Raw genomic sequence first — 22,669 nt, 5'->3', positions numbered from 1 at the left:
CATCATGGCGTGCGAACGTATTTTGAAAAACAGCTCTTTTGCCGGGTTGCTTTCAGGTCTGGTTCTGATCTCTGGCATGGTGTTCCAGTCCAATGTTGCGGATGCGCAGAGCCGCTATAATGGGCGTGCGTCCTCGACGGCCAGCCGGACCGAGGGCTATCGTCAGAGCGGCTCTTCAAGATCCATGCGACCGACAGGGGCAATCCAGACGACGCCTTCTGACACGTCGGAAAAGAGCGGCAATACACGGTCTTCCCGCCCGGAGCGGATTGGTGGTCCCTATCGATCCGTACTGACGCCGCGTAATGCCCCGGATGCACCGACTTTGCCGCATATTGCAAAGGCTGTTGAACCGCAGTCTTACAAGAGCGAACATGTGCCGACCTCATCTTCAAAACGGTGAGATAGGCTCTGTCTGAAATATCCCTGCTATACAGGGATTATTTCTCATGAATGTTCTTGTTTGAGTTCTTTTCAGGAAACTTTGTTGCGCTGACCCTGATTGCGAAATGATCTTTTAAAGAAAGAGAAGATCGTTTTCAGGCACCCGCTGCAAAGGAATGTCAAGGATGGCGGCACGCCATGCATAGCGTGCCTGAAGTGTTGCGATGACTTCGCCTTCCCTTATCAACGGGGCAGCCATGACCATATCAGCAGAAGAGGGCAGGGCGGCGACATGCTGGTCATAATTATCGAAACCACGGCGTGATGCATCGTCGTCCGTCAGGGATTCTGTCGCCACACCTTCAGAAAAAATGATGTTCTGGGTGCCGATATCGAGATGATAATAGTCCATCTCTGAATAATTCTGCTCAATGAAGATGGTGCGATCATTGATCAGGGCTGCAGCCGGGATGAACAGACCATCAATGTAAAGCATGTGCAGTTGTGAAACACGAAGGTCCCGACGGGGACGACCCTCACCCAGCGCATCAGCCTTTATGACCAGAGGCCGCAGTTCCACGCCAAGAGCCATCTGCCTGTGGCTATAGCGTCTGACGCCTTTCCATCTTAGCGCTTCTACACCACCAAGCGTTAGAATACCTGTTCCTTCCAGAATGTTTTCAATCAGCATCGGACCGAATTCTGTGTCGATCAGGGTGCCCCGGCAGAAACAGGCTACGGGTGCGAGCGTGACGAGAATATCATTGCTGTTGGCGTAAAGCGGGTCCGTATCTGCCTGTGACAGGACAAAGTCCTTGGTGAGGTAGACATCGTCAGCCGCAGACAGATTGATGATGATCTCTGTGCCATTATCATCAATCGTCAGAATGTCGTCGGTAAAACTGATGGTGTCCGTTTCGGACCATGACGTATTCAGTAGTTCGATGGACCCACCGGACGTCAGATTCGTATCACTGTTGATTGTGGCGCTATCAATCCGGAGCAGGGCACCGCTACCGATTGTCGTATTGTCGACAGTGGCATCCGCTTCAGCCTGTAAAGCCGCACCGGAATTAACGATTACTCCCTGTCCGACACCGCCGGAGGAGACGGTCAGTTGCGCGCCGGACTGCACGGTGACGGCGGAAAGCGTGCCGCCAGAGGTCGCCCCGGCCTGAGCAGTCCCAGAGAGGGTGGCGTTCTCGAAGGTGCCACCATCCTGTGCGGTGATGGTGCCAGCGCTGTAGGTGCTGCCGTTGAGGACAGCCCCGTCGGCGAGGGTGATCTGGCCGTCGGTGTCGAGCGTGACGGAGGTGGCAGAGGCACCAGTGCCGCTCAGCGCGAGCGTGCCGCTCGCCACGGCGACGGTATTGGCCTGCGCCTGATCGAGCACGGTGAGCGTGCCGCCGCCTTCGATGGTGGCGTCAGCCGTGCTGCCGCCCGATGAGACGATTTCCTGCCCGCCACTGACGGTGCCACCACTCTCTAGGCTTCCGGAAAAGATAATTTCCTGTCCACCGGATTCCACAAGCGTGTTGCTGCCGATACCCCCCGAGGAGACGGTCATCACACCACCGGAAGAGACAACTGCGTTCTCGCTGATGGAGGGATCACCGACCGCGAACTGCCCCCCGGACTGAACCTGTGTGGCGATGGCGGAGCCGTCGTCATCAATCTCCATCGTGCCGCCTGCAAGCGTGACGCTGGAAACCTGGCCGCCATAGACATGGGTGTCGCCTAGGTCAGTGACCGTCGCTGCGCTGACAAGCCCACCTCCCGAGACGATGAGCTGTCCACCGGACACCGTCAGGTCGTAGCCCGAGCCGGCTGAGATGATGGTGGTGATGGTATCAGACGCCAGTCGTGTCGCACTGAGAAGCGCCCCGCCTGTCACGCTGGTGACCGTACCGCTTGTCAGGGTCAGATCCTGGGCGAAAGCACTGGACGCAAGAGTAAAAGAGGCGCTTCCGGACAGCGAGCCGCTGGAAACAATGCTGGAACTGGTGACCGTGAGTGTGCCACTCTGGATCGCAATGTCATCGATTTCCGCTTTGGTTTCCACGCGGATTGTGCCGTTGGTGGCGTTCAGTCCGGAAATGACGGCGCTGCCTGCGACATCCAGCATGCCGCTGTCGAGCAGGCTGATCTGCGCACCCTTTGCCCCGCTGCCATGAAGTAGCAGATCACCACTGACCGTGCCGCCACTTTCAAGTCCACCGGCCTGAACGATTTCATTCGCGCCGGCTTCTACAAGCGTATCGCTGCCAATGGCGCCGGATGAGACGGTCATCATTCCGGTTGAAGAGAGAGTCGTCTCCTCGCTGAGACCCCCATCGCCCAGCGTGAGATATCCGTTGGGCAGAATCTGCGTATCGCGGGTTGTGCCGTTGTCGGCGACGTACATTGTGCCGCCGCTGACAGACGCACTGCTCACCAGAGCGCCGCTGGTGATATGGAGCTGTCCCTCCATCGCAACCGTCACTGACACAATGTCGACGTTGTCGCCACTGGCGGACAGCATGCCGTCGATCTGGATGTCGATGCCAGACACGGTGCCGCCAGAACCGGACAGACCGTAGATACTTTCCGTACCGCCAGTCGCAATCGTATTGCCGGAAATCGCGCCGTTCTCGTCAAGAACGAGTGTGGCTTTGTTCGATGTCGTGAGATTTGTGACCGTTCCGCCATCGACATAGACGGCGTAGTCACTGACGTTCGCTTCACTGAACGTCAGATTATCAGCCGAACCCTGAAGGATGAGGCCCGCGTCCGTCAGGGTGACGCCGGAAGCGAGTCCACCCGTATCAACGACCATGATGTCATGAGACACGCTCGTCCTGTAGGCGGTTCCTCCGGCGCTGACCCAGAAACTGTCGTTGTTCCCTTCCGGATTGGTGGAACCGCTGACGACTGTATTGCTGGCCACTCCTCCGGAGGTCACCGCGACGACGCCATCATCATGAACTGTGGTGGAAACGGCGCTTCCCGTAATATTCGCTACAGCGGAGGCTGCGACGGTCACGCTAGACAGCAGGCCGCCGCTTTCCACAACCAGCATCACGGATGATGAAGCGGCGGTCACTGAAACATCGAAAGCCGATCCACCGGAAGACACGACAAGGGTGCCCCCACTGATGCTGCCGCCGCTCTCGAGACCACTGGCGAGCACGGTTTCCGTGCCGCCGGACTGCACCTGCGTGGCGCTGCCGACACCGCCGGAGGAGATGGTAAGCTGGGCCCCCGACTGCACGGTGACGGCGGAGAGCGTGCCACCGGAGGTCGCCCCTGCCTGAGCGCCGTCAGAGAGGGTGGCGCTCTCGAAGGTGCCTCCATCCTGCGCGGTGATGGTGCCGGCGCTGTAGGCGTCGCCGCTGAGAACAGCCCCGTCGGCGAGGGTGATCTGGCCGTCGGGATCGAGAGTTACGGACGTGGCGGAAGCACCAGCGCCGCTGAGGGCAAGCGTGCCGCTCGCCACGGCGACGGTGCTGGCCTGCGCCTGATCGAGCACGGTGAGCGTGCCGCCGCCCTCGATGGTGGCGTCAGACGCGCTGCCACCCGATGAGACAATTTCCTGCCCGCCACTGATGGTATCGGAAGTCGTGGAACCGGAGACCAGTGCGATACCATTGTCGGCGACCAGCGTTGAGCTGGCGCTCGCCCCGCTCGCCACAATGAGGGTGCCCCCACTAACCGCGCCACCACTTTCGAGGCCATTGGCCAGCACGGTTTCCGTGCCACCCGACCGCACCAGCGTGGCGCTGCCGACACCGCCGGAGGAAACGGTCATCACCCCACTGGCAGAGACAACAGCGTTCTCGCTTAGCGACCCACTTCCAACCATGAACTGGCCCCCTGCCAGAATCTGTGTGTCGGTGGCGGAGCCGTTGCTGTTTATGGTCATCGTACCGCTAACAAAAGCGTTGTCTGCCAGCGCCTGATCCTTGACCTGAAACGTTCCTCCGACTTCAACTGTTGCGGAAATGACCTGCGCGCCCGCATTGAACGTGGAAAGACGCCCGCCGGACTGGATATCGGCGTCATACGATGTTCCAGCGCCACTGGCGCTGTAGACGTATTCTACGCTGCCGCTTTCGATTTTATCGTTATAAATCGAACCATTATCGTAAACTTCAATATGGGCCTGGGATCCAGTGACACCGGATACGGTTCCGCCATCGATAAACAGACCATATGCAGGAACAGCAGAATTCTGATAGTTGATTGTTATGTCATCAACCGTTCCCTTGACGGTCATTCCCGCATCATTGAGCGTAATGCCGGAAGCCTGAGCGTCCGCATCGAGAACCATTGTGTCGTGGAAGACGGTGGTGTCGCAGGCTGATCCCCCTGCGCTAACCCACAAGCCGGGATGTGTTGACTCTGTGTCTGAAGGGCCGCTGATGAATGTGTCGCTGGTGACGCCCTGAGAACCCACTCTGAGGTTACCGCCTTCATAGACGGTAGTGTTTGCGGCGAGACCGCTAATGACCGCAACGGCAGATTGTGTAACGAGAGTGCCGGAGACGGATCCTCCATTTTCCACAAGCAGCACAGGGACGACTGTGGTGGCCGACAAGGTGACGCTGGCGGTGGATCCACCGGAACTGACGGTCAGCAGCCCGCCGCTGACCGTACCGCCGCTCTCAACGCTTCCTGACGATACGGTTTCCTGTCCACCGGCTTGCACCAGCGTGTTACTACCGATGCCACCGGAGGAGAGGATCATCGTTCCGCCGGAGGAGATGATCGCGTTCTCGCTAAGAGAGGGATCGCCCACCGTAAACATGCCACCAGCCAAAATCTGTGTGTCAATGGCGGAGCCGTTGCTATCGACTGCCATCGTGCCGCTGACAGACGCGGCGTTTGCTACGGCGTTCTGGGTGACCCGAAGCTTTCCACCGCCTTCGACAGTCGCGGAAATGACAGTGACATCCTCGTTATATGCGGAAAGCAGGCCGCCGGACAGGATGTCAGCATCATAGGATGTCGCTCCTCCGCCGTTGGAAGAAAGCAGCAACTCCATGCTGTTGCTTCCGATTGTATCATTATGGATCGAGCCGTTGTCCGAGACAGCGATACCGGCGCCGCTCAGTATCGTTGCGCTGGAAACGGTGCCACCTTCAACAAATACGCCATAATAATTGCTGTTCTGAGCATTGACTGTCAGATCATCAACCGCACCGCTGATGGTCATGCCCGCCTGATCGAGTGTGATGCCGGAAGCGTAGGCTCCTGAATCAACGATCATTTGGTCGTGGAACACAGTCGTACCATAGGCCGATCCACCGGAACTGATCCATAAGGTGGTGTTTTGCGCCTGTGTGTCGGTAGGTCCGGACAGATTCGTGTTGCTGATCACACCACCATTGGAGACTACGGCCAATCCGCCGTCATAGATGGTGGTGTGAACGGCCGAGCCGCCGGAACTGATGGTCAGAAGACCGCCGCTGACTGTGCCACCGCTTTCGAGGCCACCGGACTGGATGACTTCCGTGCCGCCCGATGAAACAACGGTTGCCGAGCCAATGGTGCCGATGATGGCTGATCCGCCATCCATGATCTGTGTCGCTATGGCAACGCCGCCATATTGGGAGGCGATTCCAGAAGTTTGCGAGAGAATGCCGCCGGAAGAAATGACGGCGTTTTCGACATAGCCACCATCCTGAAGGACCTGACCGCCCGAATCGATAATATCGCCAACAGCCGAAGCCTGCGTGGGCACCAGGGCCACGGACAGGATGTTCTGCACGCCGCCGTTTGAGACCGTCAGGCCACTGACAACGCCGTAGAGAATTTGCTTGCCACCATCTTTTACAACGCCACCATATTCCGTTGCGTGGACATCTACGTAAAGGGTCGCCTGATTGCCGGAGGCCGTGGGATTATAAAGCTCGACTGCCGTTCCCTGTTGACCTGCAATGAGAAAACCATCCTCCAGGACCTGCAAATTGTAGGAAGTTCCCCCCAACATGACCTGAAGGGCCCGTACCGCACTGGGACTGCCGCCTATAATGGTGTCGCTGTCGACAGCACCGCTTTCTATGTAAACAATCGCGCCGGGATTGATCTGTGTGTCGAAAGCCGTTGCGCCGCTTTCGACATCCATGTACGCCTGACCGGAGCTGGTGTCAGCTGAAGCCAGAATCGTTGCGCTGACCGTCCCTCCTGACAGGACGAATACGTTTCCGCCACGGGAAATGGTGGTGTTTTGGGCTGTAACGCCAGAGTTGACAGTGAAAGCAGCGCCACTGTTGACCACAGTGCCATCCGCCGCAAAACCTGCACCGACATCGATGGAAAGCATGGCGCCACTCAGAAGGTCCGTGGCGGTTGCCATGCCACCGCTTGCAACTTCTTCTGAAGTGCTGCTTGAAAGTGTGGTTGAAACGGTTTGCCCACCAGACAGGACCGATGCTGAGGCGTTCGTATCGAGAATGGTCTGTTTCAGTAAGCCGCCTGATGAGACCGTGGCCGTGCCGCTGTCGCTGATTTGGAAATCGCTGATGGTCGCGCCTGAGACAGTGAGCGATGTGCCGTTTCCTGCAGCACTGCCACTCTCCAAGCGTGCGCTGCCACTGACTGTCGCAGACGCGCCGTCTGTCAGTGTTGTGGATAAGACCGTGCCTTGACTGTCAACATTCAGCCAGCCGCTGGAATCTATCGTGACGCCAGTGACGGTCGTCGAGGCTCCGTGGGCATGTAGATAGGCGTAATGGGCTGTGACGTCACTTGTTGTGCCTCCGTCGAAATTCGCTTCAGCATCCTGCAGGGAGGCAAGGGCAGCATCGCTATCGCTGGTGGTAATGGTGACACCGGAAGCCATGCCTGACGTAATGACGAATATGCCGCCATCGGTAACCGTCGTGTCGAGAGCGGAGCCTTGGGAGACCATGAGAGCGGCGCCACTGGAAACGGTATCATTCCGGGCGAGCGCCGTGGGAGATTCCAGTGCATCATAGGTGTTGGTTACACGGCCGCCTGAATAGCCAGCAGGAAGGTTGGTGGCGCCATTGCCCCCAATGGTAATATTGGCCTCCGATCCATATTCGATAATCTCGTCATTATCGCCGACGGAGATGTTGGAGATGGAGCCCCCACTACTGACCGTGATAAGGGCATAGACGCCGTTGTTCCACGCCGGACCACTGAGGTTGGCGGACTGCATGATGATATTGGCAGCACTTCCGCCAGAAGAAACGATGACTGAGGCATCGCCGACCGTGGCGCTGTTTAATAGTCCGCCACTTTCGACTTTTGCGGCGAGCGGCCCGCTGGCAGACTCGGCGGAGCTCAGATTGACGACGTTCGCGCCGTCGGGCGTATAGCCATTGCTGTTGTAATAAGTCGGGTCCGCGCCTGCATTGAGCTGGATGGCGGATGCCACGCCCCCGCTGGCAATATCGATTATTCCGAAAGACTGGACGATCGCCCCGGATTCCAGGCCGCCACTGCTAACGACTTCCAATCCTTGGCTGGAAATGGTCGTGTTGCTCGCCACGCCCCCGGACATGATCTGCAAGGACCCGCCGGACAGGACGGTTCCGGAAACGACGACTCCCGAAACCTCGGCGATACCACCAATGCTGATGGTCGGAGTTGTGGCGGTCGCTCCATGTTCGACAATCAGGGGATCAGCGGCAGTGACGGCGATGTTGGTCGCTGAATTGCCACTGGTGATAGCCGTCATGAATCGTAACCTGACTCTTGCGTGTTTGGGGTTTGCTGCACCGAGAAGAAGGCGGTCAAACTCGCCGGAAAAGAGAAAAAATTTGCTGACGCTGTCTGTTCAGGTACCGTGAAAAAGTTAACGGATAGTGGTTTTGTTGGCAGCGAACGGTGATCGTAATCTGTTAGGCAGGTCTTTCGGGCGAGAGAGAAATGGCGGCCAGCAGGTGCCGCGATCACTGGGTGTGAGCAGTTAGGCCAGCGTCATTTTCAGTAATGATGGAAGAAGCCGGAGGGCATCTCTCCGCATCCAGACTGATTCCGGACGGGCAAAGGCGGTGCGGTATAAGGCCGTTGCGAATAGGGCCCGAGATTATTGCAACCCGGGCGTCTGCTTGCCGGGTTGGATCCATTAAAGCCTTCGCGCATTCGACATGCCCGCCCTTGCCGCCGGGAGAGGCGTCGGCGCGCCCTTACAGCGGGGCGCACCCTGTGCTATCAGCAGCAGTCCTTATCCACAGCAGGCCGTGCAGGCCGTGACATGACGGAAGAGCCTTGACCGAGAACTCAGACCTGCCCGCTTCGCCCTCCGACCTCGTTCCGGTTGCAATCGAGGAGGAGATGCGCTCCTCCTACCTTGCCTATGCGATGTCCGTCATCGTCAGCCGCGCCCTGCCGGATGTGCGGGACGGGCTGAAACCTGTTCACCGCCGTATCCTCTACGCAATGCGCGAGAGCGGGTTCACGGCGGACAAGCCCTACCGTAAATCGGCCCGTGCGGTCGGTGACGTGATGGGTAAATATCACCCGCACGGCGACTCCTCGATCTATGACGCCATGGTCCGCATGGCGCAGCACTGGTCGATGCGCGTGAAGCTGATCGACGGACAGGGTAACTTCGGCTCGGTCGATGGCGATAGCCCGGCCGCCATGCGTTACACCGAAGCCCGTCTGGCAAAATCTGCTTCCTTCCTGCTCGATGACATCGACCGCGACACGGTCGACTTCCAGCCGAACTACGATGAGAGCGAGAACGAGCCGACCGTTCTTCCGGCTTCCTTCCCGAACCTGCTGGTCAATGGCGCAACCGGCATCGCCGTCGGCATGGCGACCAATATCCCGACGCACAATCCGGGCGAGGTGATCGACGCCACACTGGCGATGATCGCCAATCCGGAGATCACGCTCGAAGAGCTGATGGAGATCATCCCGGGCCCGGATTTCCCGACCGGCGGCATTATTCTTGGACGCGCGGGCATCCGTTCGGCATTCGCCACGGGTCGTGGTTCGGTTGTCGTACGAGCGAAAGCGGACTTCGAGGAGATCCGCAAGGATCGCAAGGCGATCATCATCACCGAGATCCCGTATCAGGTGAACAAGGCGACGCTTCAGGAGAAGATCGCCGAACTGGTGCGCGACAAGACCAGCGACCGCCATATCGAAGGTATCTCGGACATCCGTGACGAATCGGATCGTTCCGGTATGCGTGTGGTCATCGAGCTCAAGCGTGACGCCACACCGGAAGTCGTGCTGAACCAGCTTTACCGCTTCACGCAGCTTCAGAGCTCCTTCGGCGTCAATATGCTGGCCCTGAATGGTGGCCAGCCGCAGCTCATGGGCCTGCGTGAGGTGCTGTCGGCCTTTATCGCTTTCCGTGAGGAAGTGATTATGCGCCGCGCCCGGTTCGACCTGAACAAGGCGCGTGATCGTGGTCATATCCTCGTCGGTCTGGTGATCGCCGTCGCCAACATCGACGAGGTCATCCGCATCATCCGTGCGGCTCCGGACGCTGTCACCGCCCGTGAACAGCTGATGGCCGCCGAGTGGAATGCCGCCGACGTCGAGCCGCTGCTGGCGCTGATCCATGACGAGGGCAATGTCGTCGTCGATGGCAAGGTCCGTCTAACCGAAGCGCAGGCACGCGGTATTCTGGAACTGCGTCTCCAGCGCCTGACCGGCCTTGAGCGCGAGAAGATCCAGAACGAGCTGTCCGAAGTGGCGGTGAAGATCAACGAGCTTCTGGAGATCATCGGCAGCCATATCCGCCGCATGGAAGTCATGCGTGAGGAGTTGCTGCTGGCGCGCGCCGAAATCGCTACGCCACGCGCAACCGAAATTGCTGACTATGCCGGGGATCAGGACGATGAAAGCCTGATCGAGCCGGGCCTGATGGTCGTGACCATCACCCGTGACGGCTTCATCAAGCGCACGCCGCTTGAAGTGTTCCGCGCCCAGAACCGTGGTGGCCGTGGCCGGACCGCCGCCGGGCGTCGTGGCGACGATATCGTCGTCCGTTCGTTCAACGCGCATACCCATCAGTGGGTGCTGTTCTTCTCCTCGGGCGGCAAGGCTTACCGTGAGAAGGTCTGGCGTCTGCCGGAGGCTAGCCCGACCGCGAAGGGCAGGGCGCTGGTCAATCTGCTGCCGGACCTCGGCGGTGACGAGATCACCGCGGTTCTGCCGCTGCCGCAGGACGAGGAACTGTGGGAAGCGCTGCACCTTGTGTTCGCCACGGCGAGCGGCGGTGTCCGGCGTAACCGTCTCAGCGACTTCCAGAACATCCGTTCGTCCGGCCTGATCGCCATGAAGCTGGATGAGGGCGATCGCCTGATCGGCGTGGCGACCTGCCGTGAAGGTCAGGACGTGTTCCTCGCCACCCGCAAGGCGCGCTGCATCCGCTTCCAGATCACCGACGAGACGCTGCGTGTGTTCGCTGGCCGTGGTTCGACCGGTGTGCGCGGCATCCGTCTGGCGGAAGGTGACGAGGTCATCAGTCTCTGCGTGCTCAACCATGTTGAGGCGACGGTTGAAGAGCGGCAGCTTTATTTGCGCGCCGCCAACGCCAAGCGCCGTGCGGAAAACGCGACAGACGAGGCTGATGCCGAGGAAACAGGCGTCGAGGCTGAAGAAGCCGTGCTCGCAGAAGACTCGGCGCTGTCGTCCGAGCGATTCACCGAACTGGAAGCGGCTGAGGAAATCCTCCTGACCGTCAGTGACGGTGGCTTCGGGCGTCGTTCATCCGCCTATGATTATCGTGTCAGTGGACGTGGCGGTCAGGGCATCGCCAACATGACGTTCTCCTCCAACAAGCGCGGCTCCGAAGTGGTGGCCACACTCCCCGTGCTTCCGGGCATCGATGTGATGCTTGTGACTGATGCCGGTCGTTTGATTCGCGTTCCGGTCGATCAGGTGCGAGTCATGTCGCGTCAGGCCAGTGGCGTCACGCTGCTGCGTCTGGACGGCACGGAAGCGGTGACCAGCGTGTTCCCCGTTCTGGAAGATGACTCTTCCGACGGTGATGACGATGCTGGCGCGGATGGAGAAAGCGCGAGTAATGAAGGCTGACAGACCCGCACGGGTCGGATTCTATCCGGGCACGTTTGATCCTGTGACATTCGGGCATCTGGATGTCATTGAGAGAGCGGCCCGGCTGGTTGATCGACTGGTGATCGGCGTCGCGGTGAATGCGGGTAAAAACCCGCTCCTGTCCATTGAAGAGCGTGTGGCGTCCATTGAGGAAGCGGTGCCACCGCTGGCGGAGCGATCCGACTGCGAGATTGTGGTCATGCCTTTCAATGAGCTTCTGGTCGACGCGGTCAGGCGCACGGGGGCGAGCATCATCGTGCGTGGGCTGCGGCTTCTGGTGGATTTTGACTATGAGGCGCAGATGCTGGGCGCCAACCGTCGCCTTGCCCCTGAAATTGAGACGATTTTCCTGATGGCGTCTGAACGGACCCAGTTCATTTCCTCGCGCATGGTGCGGGAAATCGCCCATTATGGCGGGGATATCAGGGAATTCACCCCACCCGGAGCCGCTGCAAGGGTGACTGCACGTCTGGGGCGTTAATTCCGTAACTTTGCGTTTCGAGGTTTGTGCCGTAAGCCGTTCGGAGCCGGTGCTTCTGTCTGTGCGGAGCACCGGGTTCCTGTACGTGACTGGATGGGCACATGACTGACAAAAATGATATTCTGAACATGGATCTGGCAAGCGGGCGCGTCGTTATCCGCCTGCGCCCGGATCTCGCGCCTCTGGCTGCCGAGCGTATGCGTACGCTGGCCGCCGAGGGTTTCTATGACAACACGCCGTTCCATCGCGTGATCGAAGGCTTCATGGCGCAGGGCGGCGATCCGACCGGCACCGGCACCAGCGGCAGCAAGCTGCCGGACCTGAAGGCCGAGTTCACCCGTGCGGCGAAGTTCGAGCGTGGCACGATCGGCATGGCGCGCACGATGAACCCGGACAGCGCCAACAGCCAGTTCTTCATCATGTTCGAGCCTTCCCCGCATCTGGATGGCCAGTACACCATCGTCGGTGAAGTGATCGAGGGCATGGATCTGGTCGATAAGATCAAGCGCGGCTCTGGCGCAGGCGGCACCGTCAAGGATCCGGACAAGATTTTGAAGATGCGTCCGGCTTCTGCTGAAGCCTGATTTAGGGGCCTGATTTCAGGTTTTTATGGCGATGGCTGTTGACATGAGCGGCAGCCGTCGCTACCCGATTGCCCGTGGCGAGCCGGTAGCTCAGCCGGTAGAGCATTCGACTTTTAATCGAATGGTCGTGGGTTCGAGTCCCACCCGGCTCACCATTATATAAAGAAGATGGCGGCTATCAGCTATTTTCATGCAGATTGCGAAGATTATTCCTTCGGCAATCTCCTGCTTTCCCTTTTCGGAAATTGTTGGTCTGATTGTCACACGAATTGTGTGATCATCCTCTTTCAATGCCCTAATATATCCCGATGAAAGTTCTTTCTCGCTGTCAGAGATTGCCTCTCTATCAAGCGGATGAAATTTCTGGCGGAAGATGCTTCGGGTGAAGATGGGTTTGAATGCCCACCTGATGCCCTGCCGTCGCTGGAGGCATGACGGGTAAAGAAGCATGCGGACGTGAGAGCGGCCGCCGTGACGAAATCCTGCGCAAACTGGCTGTCATTCCTCCCTGCAGCCGATCCGGAAATGGGGCAGGTGTCTTCCGGGATGACAGGGGAGTGACGACCGAAAGCGGGTACAACTGATGAAGCTGCGTCATATTCTCCTTGTTGCCGTGAGCCTTCTTCCTGCGCAGGCCTATGCGAGAGGGGGAAACTCTGGAATGTCGTCCGGCGGCGGAGGGCTATCAGACGTTTTTCTTCCTGACAGTGTCCGGGGTCCGACCGGCCCGATGTCACCCACGTCGCTTTATGCCGGGATGGTCGGTAACGCGACGATTGGTAATCCCGGGGTTTATGCGCCGGAGGATCTGCCTGTCACGCTGACATTTCCTCCAAACAGTCTTGGCGAGGCAGCTGCCGCGTCTGTGACGGCCTATACCGCCGTGTCCGCCCGCGTGGTGTCTCGAGGCAAAAACTGTGCTGCAGGCTCAGTGTTCACGGTTGCCAATACCGACACAAAAATCACCGTCTCCGATGGTAATGGCCGGTTCGGGTCAGAGGTGAAAGTCTCGTCTGGCGGGAGTGGACCAGCCAATGTGATCCCGGTTAATCCTGTGACGCCGACAAGCGACCGTCCCTCCTGCAGACCGCCAACGTTCAATCTGTCATGGGGTGTGTCGGCCATCAGTCTGGTCAATCAGGGGTGGGGATACACCTCAGCGCCTACTGCGACTGGTGGAGCTTCGACGGCCGCGGATGCAGAAGTTGCGTCGGTCACGACTGTACTGGGGGATGCGCCTTTCAACCTGTCAGAGAAACTGATTCCGACTTCACGCATTGGTGCCGCCAATGGTGTGGCGGCACTGGACAGTTCGGGACATGTCACAGCACCGATTTCATCGTCTGATCTCGTTTCACAGCACACATATATTCGCGATCTCCAGCCGAAATCGGAATTTTCCTCGCGGAATTACAAGGCGACTTTTTTCGATAGTTTGCAGGACCCCAGTACAAATCCCGACACGATCCTGTTTGGGGGTCATCAGAAATATGATGACGCCTTCATGAAAATTACTGCGCAGACATACAGCCGAGGTGACCTCGGTGGCGCGGTTCTGTCTGTCACGGATTCCGACCAGCCGACATTCAACATCCGCAATGGAGCCGGTCTTGATGACGCCATTACAATGTTCCTGCAGTCGAAAGATACAGCGCCCCGTGTGGAAGCAGGACCGGAGATCACAGATCCTGTCGATAATATGCGGCACACGGTCACGTTTTCTGGCACCGGTCTGACAATAACGCCCGCTTTGCCTGAGGTGGAGGTCGCCCGTATCAGGAAAAAGATGCGTCTTTACACAAACTGGAAGAGCGGCAATGCCACTGACAGTGGCGGCATTAGCGGCATTGTCATGGCGCGGCACCATATATTTGTTAAACCCAATGTATATTACGCCTATGTTGCAGATGTTAAAAATATCGGCACTGCAACAGTCATCACTGTGTACAGGGATCCAGACAGGCAGGAGATTGGCTGGCGCAATGAAGTCAGCAGTTCTACTGACTATCCGGGACACTCCTCCGGTGACAGTATTGATACGACGACAGACACAGCGTCCTCTGCGCCGGGTCTGATCTGGCCGTATAGAAAACCCTCCGTCTTCATTGGCCTTGCGAACAAGAAGTTTATTGCCAATCCCATGTCGCAAATGACTGCGCCGACCGACACGCTCACGCGGGCGCAGGCAGGATATGAGGTGGATATTGGCACACCAGAGAACTTCGCCGATTACAGCAGGTTCATCTCCGGTTTCACCATCGCGCCCAATACGAACGGACACAGGCTGTCGGACGACAGCTATGTCATGCATCTCGGCGGCACCGGCTTCCCGCACATGCTTGAGATTGCAGCTGGCGCAGAAGCGTCCAACATTGTCGGCAGCAGTTTTTATGCTGGTACGGTCGGGTATGGTGACAATGACACATCGCCAGAATCCGTGATGACTCAAGGCTATGCCAAATTGATGGCCGAGAATACGCAATACACATCACCCAACCAGTCAAATCAGGTGGTAGGGGGACATCCACACTCTCTGGTCACATATCAGCAGCGTATGACCGATGACACAGATGGCAGCCACATCAATGCCAATGACGTGTCACTGAACATCCAGGAAGAGTTTGGCGGCGGATTGCCTGATTATTATGGTCACGGCGGTCTTGACGGGATGATGCTCGGCAAGGTCCGGTTTTTTAACGGAGACGTCTATCTCTGCGCTTCTCAGGAAGGCACGGTAACGGCTGATACCGTTGACGCAAAAGCATGTGGCGTTGTTGTCACCAACGACGGTGTTCATCTCAATACGGACACCTTGACCGGCAAGGGTAAGGCCTTCATCATTGTCGCCCCGAATGGCACGAAAAATAATTATATTTACAGCACCAACAGCTCTGCCGTGTTGAATGGGTCATGGATTGCGGCGGGAACAGTAACATTGAATGCTGGCGCTACTGTCGGGGATGCGCAGGGGATCGCCTTCAGGCCTGCCGGATATACAGATGGTCAGCAGACCCCCATGCTGGTTGGTGAAAATCAGATAACGCTCAAGCTGATGACCAATGCAGGCCAGTCGGCTTCCCTGAATGCAGATAATGTTGCAGCGAAGGGAACTCTTTCTGCCGCAAGACAGATAAACAATGCGGTCGCCACTTTCGCAAAACTGACGTCTTCAGCCGTTGTCGGAACGCAGGAGTTTTGCTCTGACTGCTATTCCCATTCCAATCCGTCGAAAACGCGGGGCATCCCGGTGTGGTGGAATGGCAGCAGGTGGGGTGACGCGCTGGGACAGGCGGTGGAGCATTAGCTTCAGAGAGTCTCCAAAGTCACCCGCTCGGAGAGTGCATGGCCTTCTGGTCGATGTCATTCCAGACGGAGGAAATGCGTAACAGTCACGCATCTGTGCCGATTCCTGCCGGAATCCTCATTTGCGGCGTATATTCCGTGAAATTAGATGATTCTTAAGCCTCTGACCTTACCTCTTGGTCCCATAGCCGACTGTATCAACAGAGCCTTCTGTTGGTGAAACAGGGATATGCGACTGCCTGAGTGCAGCCGTGTCCTGTCGGAGGTGAGGTCACGCGGTTTCGGGGAACGGATGGCGGAAGAAGCTGAGACGGCTGGTGCTGAGGCGCCGCCTCCCAAAAAGAGTAAAAAGAAGCTGGTAATGCTTGCTGGAGCATTGCTGGGTGTTGTGCTGCTTGGCGGGGGCGGATGGTATTATAAACAACACGCTGCGCAGGCGGTGAAAAAAGACGTGCCGGTCGTGCAGGAGGAGCCGTTTCTCGTCGATATTCCGACAGTGATCTCCAATCTCGAAAGTTCATCAGGGCGGCCGGTTTTCGTGAAGCTCACGGCGAAATTGCAGGTAAGGGGCGCAACCCAGCAGCAGGTCATGGCGCAGATGCCGGAGGTGCAGAATATCTTCCAGTCCTATCTGCATGAAAGCTCTCAGGCGGATCTGAACGGCAATGGAATCTATCGTCTGCGTGAGGCGCTGCTGGCCCGCATTGCCGTACAGATTGCTCCGATTGAGGTGAGAGACGTTCTCTTCACGGAGTTTCTGATTCAATGAGTGGAGCAGAGGACACAGTCAACGCGTCCATCCCGCGTCCCGAGCCGACGGCAGCCCTGAATGAGCTTGATCGGGGAGAGGACGTCGCGGCCTCGGCAGAGAATGAAACCGGGCAGGATGGCGGAGAAGAAGACGCTTTTGAGCGTCCTCTGGACCAGTCTGAAATTGATGATCTTCTTGGCAGTGTCCTCATGTCCGATGAGAGCGCTGAGCCGGTCAGTGGTCTTGAGCGGATCATTGGTGCGGGGTTGGTGGCCTATGAACGCCTGCCAATGCTGGAGGTGGTCTTTGACCGTCTCATGCGGATTGTGTCCACATCGCTGAGAAGTTTCACGAACGATAACGTGGAAGTCTCTCTTGATGGGATCAGTTCGCTACGGTTTGGAGATTATCTGAATTCGGCAAGAACCTCCTCCATTTTTGCGGTCTTCAAGGCAGAAGAGTGGGAGAATTACGGGTTGATGGTGATTGATTCATCATTGACCTACTCCATGGTGGATGTGCTTCTGGGAGGTGCGAGAAATCCCCGCCCTCTGAATGTCGAAGGGCGTGCCCACACCACGATTGAACGGGCTCTCGTCGAGAAGATGGTTCGGATCGTCCTGTCGGATCTGAGCGCAGGATTTGATCCGATCTGCGCTGTCAATTTCAAGTTTGAACGACTTGAGGTGAGTGCGCGTTTCGCAACGATCTGCCGTACGTCAAACGCTGTTTTCATGGCGCGTATGCGGGTGGAAATGGATGATCGTGGCGGAAATATCGATGTCATTCTGCCGTATGCCACGCTGGAACCAGTGCGCGAACTGCTGGTGCAGCAGTTCATGGGAGAAAAGTTCGGCAGGGATCCGGTGTGGGAGGCCAACCTTATTGATCACCTGCAGGACACGGATATCGTTCTCAATGCGGTTCTCTCTGAGCAGACCATGAAATTTTCTGAAGTCTCTGATCTGAAGCCGGGATCTGTTCTGATCCTGGAGCAGGAAGTTGGAGCACCCATTGATCTTCGTTGCGGTTCTGTTTCGCTTTTTATGGGAAAATCGGGACGGAAAAAAGAACAGATGGCCGTCAAGATTGAAGACGATCTTCTGGTTGCTCGCACAATGTTTCAGTCCCCGGACGGGGTGTACTCCTGATATGGAGAGTATAATATGACTGCATCTGAATATACTATTGAAATAGCACTTTGTATTCTTCTTGGTTTTGGAATTTTCTACAGCATTCATCTCGGACGGGCTCTTGCCATATTGCGCAGGGATCGTCGGGAGCTAGCCGATCTGGTGGCGCGTCTGGATGAGAGCGGCCGACGCGCTGAAGATGGTGTGGAGAAACTGCAAACAGCCGGAGAAGTCAGCGGCCGTTCGCTCGGACGCATGATTGACCAGTCCAGAATGTTGCAGGGTGAACTTGAAGCTCTTTCGACAAGAGCAGACGCGATTGCTGGACGTCTTGAAACGCTGGTTCGTGAAAACAAGCTTCCTGAAAAGCAACAAACTGTTGAGGAAGCAATGGATCCCGCATTGGCGCAGTCTCCTGCTCAGGTAACTGTCGCATCGCCCGAACTGGTGACGGGTGCTGATCGGGGAGGATTGCCTTCTCTACCGACCAGTCCCAACCCGGGCGTTCGTCCTTATGAACAAAGACTGCGTCAGCGGACGGCTGCCGAACAGGATTTGATCCGAGCGTTACGGATGAGTTAGTCGAATGCCCAAACTGCCTTTTTCCCGTATTTTTCAGCTTTCATCCTGCCTGATGGGCGGATTGCTGTCGCTGAAGCTGTATCTGCTGACCAGTTCACTCCTGTTCGCCAATACGCCTGACGGGGCAGCGGCGATCACTGCGCAGGGAAAAAGCCAGATTGCTGGACCAGCAGGCGCTACGCCTTCAACTGGTGGAGATACGGTTCCTGTGTCTTCTGCATCAGAAGGTCAGGTTTCTGCAAAAGCAGGAACCGGTAAGGCTCCGGCTGTGAAGTCACCCTGTTCGGAAGGAATGACCTGTATAGGTCAGCAGGACAAGCCTGAGCTCGACGTAGATCATAGTGCTGATGAAGCTCGGACGGGCCTGTTGCAGGATCTGGCCGGTCGTACGAAGCAGCTTGATCAGGAGAGCCAGAACCTTGAGGAATTAAAAAGAAGCATTGATGCATCCCAGGCTGTTCTGGAGCAGAGGATGCAGAAATATTCAGAACAACAGGCCGTCGTGAAAAATCAGGCAAAACAGAAGCAACAATTAAGCGATGCCGATGTTGATCGTCTGGTGAAAATTTATGAGGCAATGGCGCCACGTGACGCCGCATCCATTTTCAATGTACTTGATTTTCAAGTAGTGGTACCGGTGATGACAAAAATGAACCCGAGAAAGGCTTCTGCGATTCTTGCAGGGATGGTGCCTGAACGGGCGATGATGGCTACACAGTTGCTTGCCGGCGTGCCGCGCAGGTCTCCTGTGGTTCGTATTGGAACAAACGGCTAGATCGTTTGAAAACTGAATTATGTGCCGCGGCTTAAGTTTTGTAGAAAGTCGTATGGTGGAGCGGGAATAAGGCGTGCGGATTAGATTTTCTTTGACGTTATGGCTTGCAACGTGCCTGACTTTTCCCGTTTCTTCCTATGCAGAAGAGTCGAACACTGCGGCGCGTCTTTTGGTGCCACAGGATAAAGAGGCGGTGACTCAGCCAGTCGATGGGGCTGTTGCTGTTTCAGAACAACCTGTTGTTCACCATTCTGTCCGGAGACGCAGGAGCAGAAAAGAAAAGCCTTCGGCTCCCTCTGTTCCGGCGCCTTCTGCCGCAGAGAATACACAGCCACAGGCATCGCCAGGAAGTCTGCCTGAAGGCTGGCAGGCAGAACGTTTCAGCACGCAGTCCGATGTTGATCCGCGGAAAGCAGCAGATAAAACGCCAGCGAAAACGGATGCGCCTTCTGTCGTTCCGGCTCAGGCTCCCGCACCGTCTCAGTCTGAAAAAAACAGGTCTGCCGCTGTTAACAAGATTTTCCTGCCGTTGGGCGACGGTGCCGGTATCGGCGCGTTCTGGAGTGGCAACGATTTTATCATCGTCTCCGACCGCGCTACGCAGATGGACACATCCGCCCTGCAGGGAACAGGAGTGTTTTCTGCTGCTACAGTTCAGACTGTAGGCAACACGACGATTGTCGCCTTTCATTTCAACCAGTTGATCCCGCTGGAAATGCACAAACAGCCGGGCGGCTGGATTCTGGCGGTCAGAGCTGAAAACGAAGCAAGGCGACACGCCGTGATTACGCCACAGGCGAAAGATGGCGGCCTTCTTTATCCCATGCCGCAATCAGGGCGCGTGATTGAACTTTCCGACCCTGCGTCGGGAGCCCGTCTGCTTGTAGCGACATCCGTGGAAGAATGTCTTGGGCCGTTGCTGCGTCGTCACAAACTCGGCTACGAAATCTGGCCTTCCATACAAGGGCTGGTTTTTGCTCTTGAGGCAGACCAGATCGAGGTGCGCAAAGGAAATGGAGGCGCATTTCTCGATGTTCTTGGCAAGGACAGTATTCCTGTGGCCTCCAGTGCTGAAGGCGCTGTGGCGGATGATCGGGTAGACTGGTCCTGGCTTGGATTGCGTTCGCTGAATCCGGCGATGTTGAAGGAAGATTACCGCCGTCGCTGGACGCAGGCGGCGATGCAGCCTCCTGAAGACCGGGGAGAAGCCAGACTGGCTGCTGCCAGAGCTGCATTTGCAATGGGTGATGCGCGGGAAGCACGAGCGATTCTCGGGACGGCGATTGAGGACAATCCGGAACTGGCGCTTCAGCCCAATGTGACCTTCCTGCAGGCCGCGTCCAATCTGTTGACCGGGAATGCGGAAGGAGCGTCTGCTCTTGCAAATCCGGAAGCGGGTTCGGACGGCGTGCTCTGGCGTGGGCTTTATATGGCCCGCAGCGGTGGTAATCCTGCCAAGGCAGCGACTCTCATGGCGCAGGGATTCTTAAATCTCCAGAGCTATCCGGAATCTTTGAAAAAGCAGATCCAGCCGGAAATAGCGACTTTCATTGCACGTTACGGTTCGGATGAGGATCGTTCGGTGCTTGAACCGTTACCCGCTGACGGACGCTTTGATCTTGCTCGTGCTTTTATGACGCTGAAAGCTGGCGATCAGGACAAGGCGCTGTCCATGTTTTCTCATCTCGCTTCTGACAGGAAACCGGAAGTCGCGGTTGTGGCAACCGAGCAGGTTCTGGGCACAAAGCTTGCCAACGGTCGTATCCGTCCGGCCGAAGCCGCCTCTGGATATGAAAAGCTGCTTTTTGCGGCCCGTCAGGCGGGTGTTGAGAAAGAGGTCAGACACAATCTGATTGCGGCGCTGACGCAGGCGGGAGAATGGCCAAGAGCGCTCATCTCGGTTGACGACGATCTGCGTCTGTTCCCGGAAGATCGCATTGCCCTTGTGCCTCAGATCGAGCAGATTTTACAGCATCTTGCTGAAACAGATGTGCCGGCGGGGGGGGCGAAGCCTGCTGAACTGATTGATGCGGTGGCCATGATCGAGAGCCACATCGATCAGATACCGGATGGCCCTGCGAAGGGTAAGATTTTGGCTGGTCTTGGGCGCAAGTTGCAGGCGCTTGGATTGCCCGGTAAGGCTGCTATTGCCTTTGAACGTGCGTTGCCGCTCGCCTCTGATGATGCACAACGTGCGGCGCTGGGGGCTGAACTGGCGCAGGCTGATATTGATGCCCAGCGTCTGGGGCAGGCGCGTCGTGCTCTGGATGAGACACAGGATCCGGGAGCGGACGCCACGCTGGCCTCGCGTCGGCGCGTGATCACTGCTGGCCTGCTGGCGCGTGAGGGGAGTCGCGATCAGGCGCTCCAGCTTCTGGCGCAGGATGAGAGCGATGCGTCTCTTGATCTGAAAGGCCGCATTCTGGAAGAACAGCGGAACTGGCCGGAAGCTGTGCTTGTGGTGGGACGTCTTGCAACGAAAAACCTGCCTGAGGTCGGCGCGCTCACTCCTGAGCAGCAGCAACTCGCCATCCGTCTTGCCACGGATGCGGCCCGCGCCAATGACTGGGGCACTCTGGATCGGCTGCGTGAATGGGTGGGTGGCCGACGGATGAGTGCAGAGCGTCAGCGTATCTTCACGCTGCTTGTGACATCCCCAGAAGATGAATTGCGTAAACGTGCCCAGCTTCAGTGATGCTCAGGATGTGCGGAAGAAGCCCGGTATAAAGATTTTTCTTTCCACATACTGTCGTGAATAATTTCTGAGCAGATCACAGGAATAGAAGAAAATAGCGAAACGTCCTCAGTGCGATACACTGAGGGGTTTATGTGATTGAATGACCGCCGGACATTTACGCCACTGACGACCTGGATTTTCTCCGCTATTCTGTCGTTGCTTCCGTGCGATTGCGCAGTAAGAAGTGCAGTCAGCACCCTGGTTTCTGTCTGAAAGTCATGTTTTGCCTGATTCTGTCCTGCCTTCCGGAACTCGCGGCGAAGCTCCGGTCCTCTCCCGTCGTGAAGAACGCAGACGACAGACGCAGGACGCCCTGATCGAAGCTGCGATGCGGCTGCTTGCCGAGAAGGGATTCGAAGGAACGACAACTGACGAGATCGCCGCCGCGGCCGGTATTTCCCGCCGTACCCTGTTCCGTCACTTTCCGACCAAGGCAGATCTGGTGACGGCCTGGACCCAGCAGATGACGGATGTTCTCAGTGAACGGGTGCAGGCCTGTCCTCCCGAAATGTCGCCGCAGGAGGTGATACGGGTCGCTCTGGAAGCTGTTGTCCCACATATGGCCAAGACCCGGGAAGAAGCGCTGGCCTTTGTCCGCCTGATTGAGCAGGACCCCGGCCTTCAGTCTGTCAGCCTGCATAAATATGCCTGCTGGGAAGACAGCCTGACGACAGTGCTTGAACAACGCCTGCCAGACGTTGAAGGCCGGGCGCTGGCAGCGAGAGTGGCCGCCCGTTCCGGCATTGCTGCTTTCCGGACCGCCGTTGATGAGTGGATCCGTGTGAAAGGGCGCGTCGGGCTTGTCACTCTTATCCGACGCGTGCTCGCCCTGCAGATGGCCTGTTTCAGGGACGGCTGACGCACGGCGGACAAATAGAGGTCAAAGCGACTGCGTTCCCTTTTGTGGG

At 57.3% G+C, this 22,669-nt stretch carries 12 protein-coding genes and 1 tRNA gene; 12 read left to right on the top strand and 1 reads right to left on the bottom strand.

Annotation, left to right across the window (positions count from 1 at the left end):
- Positions 1 to 4 precede the first annotated feature (4 nt).
- Positions 5 to 403, top strand: coding sequence for a hypothetical protein (locus B3759_RS11500; RefSeq protein ID WP_291366041.1), 399 nt, complete (start codon positions 5 to 7; stop codon positions 401 to 403).
- A 114-nt stretch (positions 404 to 517) separates the two neighbouring features.
- Here B3759_RS11500 and B3759_RS11495 read toward each other — a convergent pair whose 3' ends face one another.
- Positions 518 to 8,071 carry a Hint domain-containing protein gene (locus tag B3759_RS11495; protein ID WP_291366040.1) on the bottom strand — a complete coding sequence of 2,518 codons (7,554 nt, stop codon included), beginning with the start codon at positions 8,069 to 8,071 and terminating at the stop codon, positions 518 to 520.
- 533 nt (positions 8,072 to 8,604) lie between these two features.
- On the opposite strand from B3759_RS11495, the gene gyrA reads away from it, so the two are divergent.
- From gyrA to B3759_RS11440, 11 genes are all read left to right on the top strand, one after another.
- Positions 8,605 to 11,394 (top strand): DNA gyrase subunit A, encoded by a 2,790-nt coding sequence (gene gyrA / locus B3759_RS11490; protein ID WP_291366039.1) that lies wholly within the window; start codon positions 8,605 to 8,607, stop codon positions 11,392 to 11,394.
- Entirely contained in the window at positions 11,384 to 11,896 is a 513-nt protein-coding gene (gene coaD, locus B3759_RS11485; RefSeq protein ID WP_010667196.1) for a pantetheine-phosphate adenylyltransferase, read from the top strand. Before gyrA ends, coaD begins: the two co-directional genes overlap by 11 nt.
- 101 nt (positions 11,897 to 11,997) lie before the next feature.
- On the top strand, positions 11,998 to 12,480 hold the full coding sequence (locus B3759_RS11480; RefSeq protein WP_232876828.1) for a peptidylprolyl isomerase: 483 nt from the start codon (positions 11,998 to 12,000) through the stop codon (positions 12,478 to 12,480).
- A gap of 79 nt (positions 12,481 to 12,559) precedes the next feature.
- Positions 12,560 to 12,635, top strand: a tRNA-Lys gene (locus B3759_RS11475).
- Between the two features lie 428 nt (positions 12,636 to 13,063).
- The gene (locus B3759_RS11470) at positions 13,064 to 15,784 is read left to right on the top strand and encodes a hypothetical protein (protein ID WP_291366038.1); all 2,721 of its coding nucleotides are present in this window, start codon (positions 13,064 to 13,066) and stop codon (positions 15,782 to 15,784) included.
- Between the two features lie 291 nt (positions 15,785 to 16,075).
- A complete protein-coding gene (locus tag B3759_RS11465) occupies positions 16,076 to 16,552 on the top strand; it encodes a flagellar basal body-associated FliL family protein (protein ID WP_291366037.1) in 477 nt (158 codons plus the stop codon).
- Positions 16,549 to 17,685, top strand: a complete 1,137-nt coding sequence (fliM, locus tag B3759_RS11460) for a flagellar motor switch protein FliM (RefSeq protein ID WP_291366036.1) — start codon at positions 16,549 to 16,551, stop codon at positions 17,683 to 17,685. Before B3759_RS11465 ends, fliM begins: the two co-directional genes overlap by 4 nt.
- A 15-nt stretch (positions 17,686 to 17,700) precedes the next feature.
- A complete protein-coding gene (locus B3759_RS11455; protein WP_291366035.1) occupies positions 17,701 to 18,249 on the top strand; it encodes a DUF6468 domain-containing protein in 549 nt (182 codons plus the stop codon).
- 4 nt (positions 18,250 to 18,253) lie between these two features.
- On the top strand, positions 18,254 to 19,024 hold the full coding sequence (locus B3759_RS11450; protein WP_291366034.1) for a MotE family protein: 771 nt from the start codon (positions 18,254 to 18,256) through the stop codon (positions 19,022 to 19,024).
- Positions 19,025 to 19,217: 193 nt separating this feature from the next.
- Entirely contained in the window at positions 19,218 to 21,719 is a 2,502-nt protein-coding gene (locus B3759_RS11445) for a hypothetical protein (RefSeq protein ID WP_291366033.1), read from the top strand.
- Positions 21,720 to 21,984: 265 nt separating this feature from the next.
- Positions 21,985 to 22,620 carry a TetR/AcrR family transcriptional regulator gene (locus B3759_RS11440; protein WP_291366032.1) on the top strand — a complete coding sequence of 212 codons (636 nt, stop codon included), beginning with the start codon at positions 21,985 to 21,987 and terminating at the stop codon, positions 22,618 to 22,620.
- The last annotated feature ends 49 nt before the right edge of the window (positions 22,621 to 22,669 follow it).

Source organism: Acetobacter sp. UBA5411, from assembly GCF_002409645.1.
Lineage (GTDB): Bacteria > Pseudomonadota > Alphaproteobacteria > Acetobacterales > Acetobacteraceae > Acetobacter.
The sequence above is the reverse complement of the archived record's forward strand: the minus strand, read 5'-3'. Positions and strand labels throughout refer to the sequence as shown.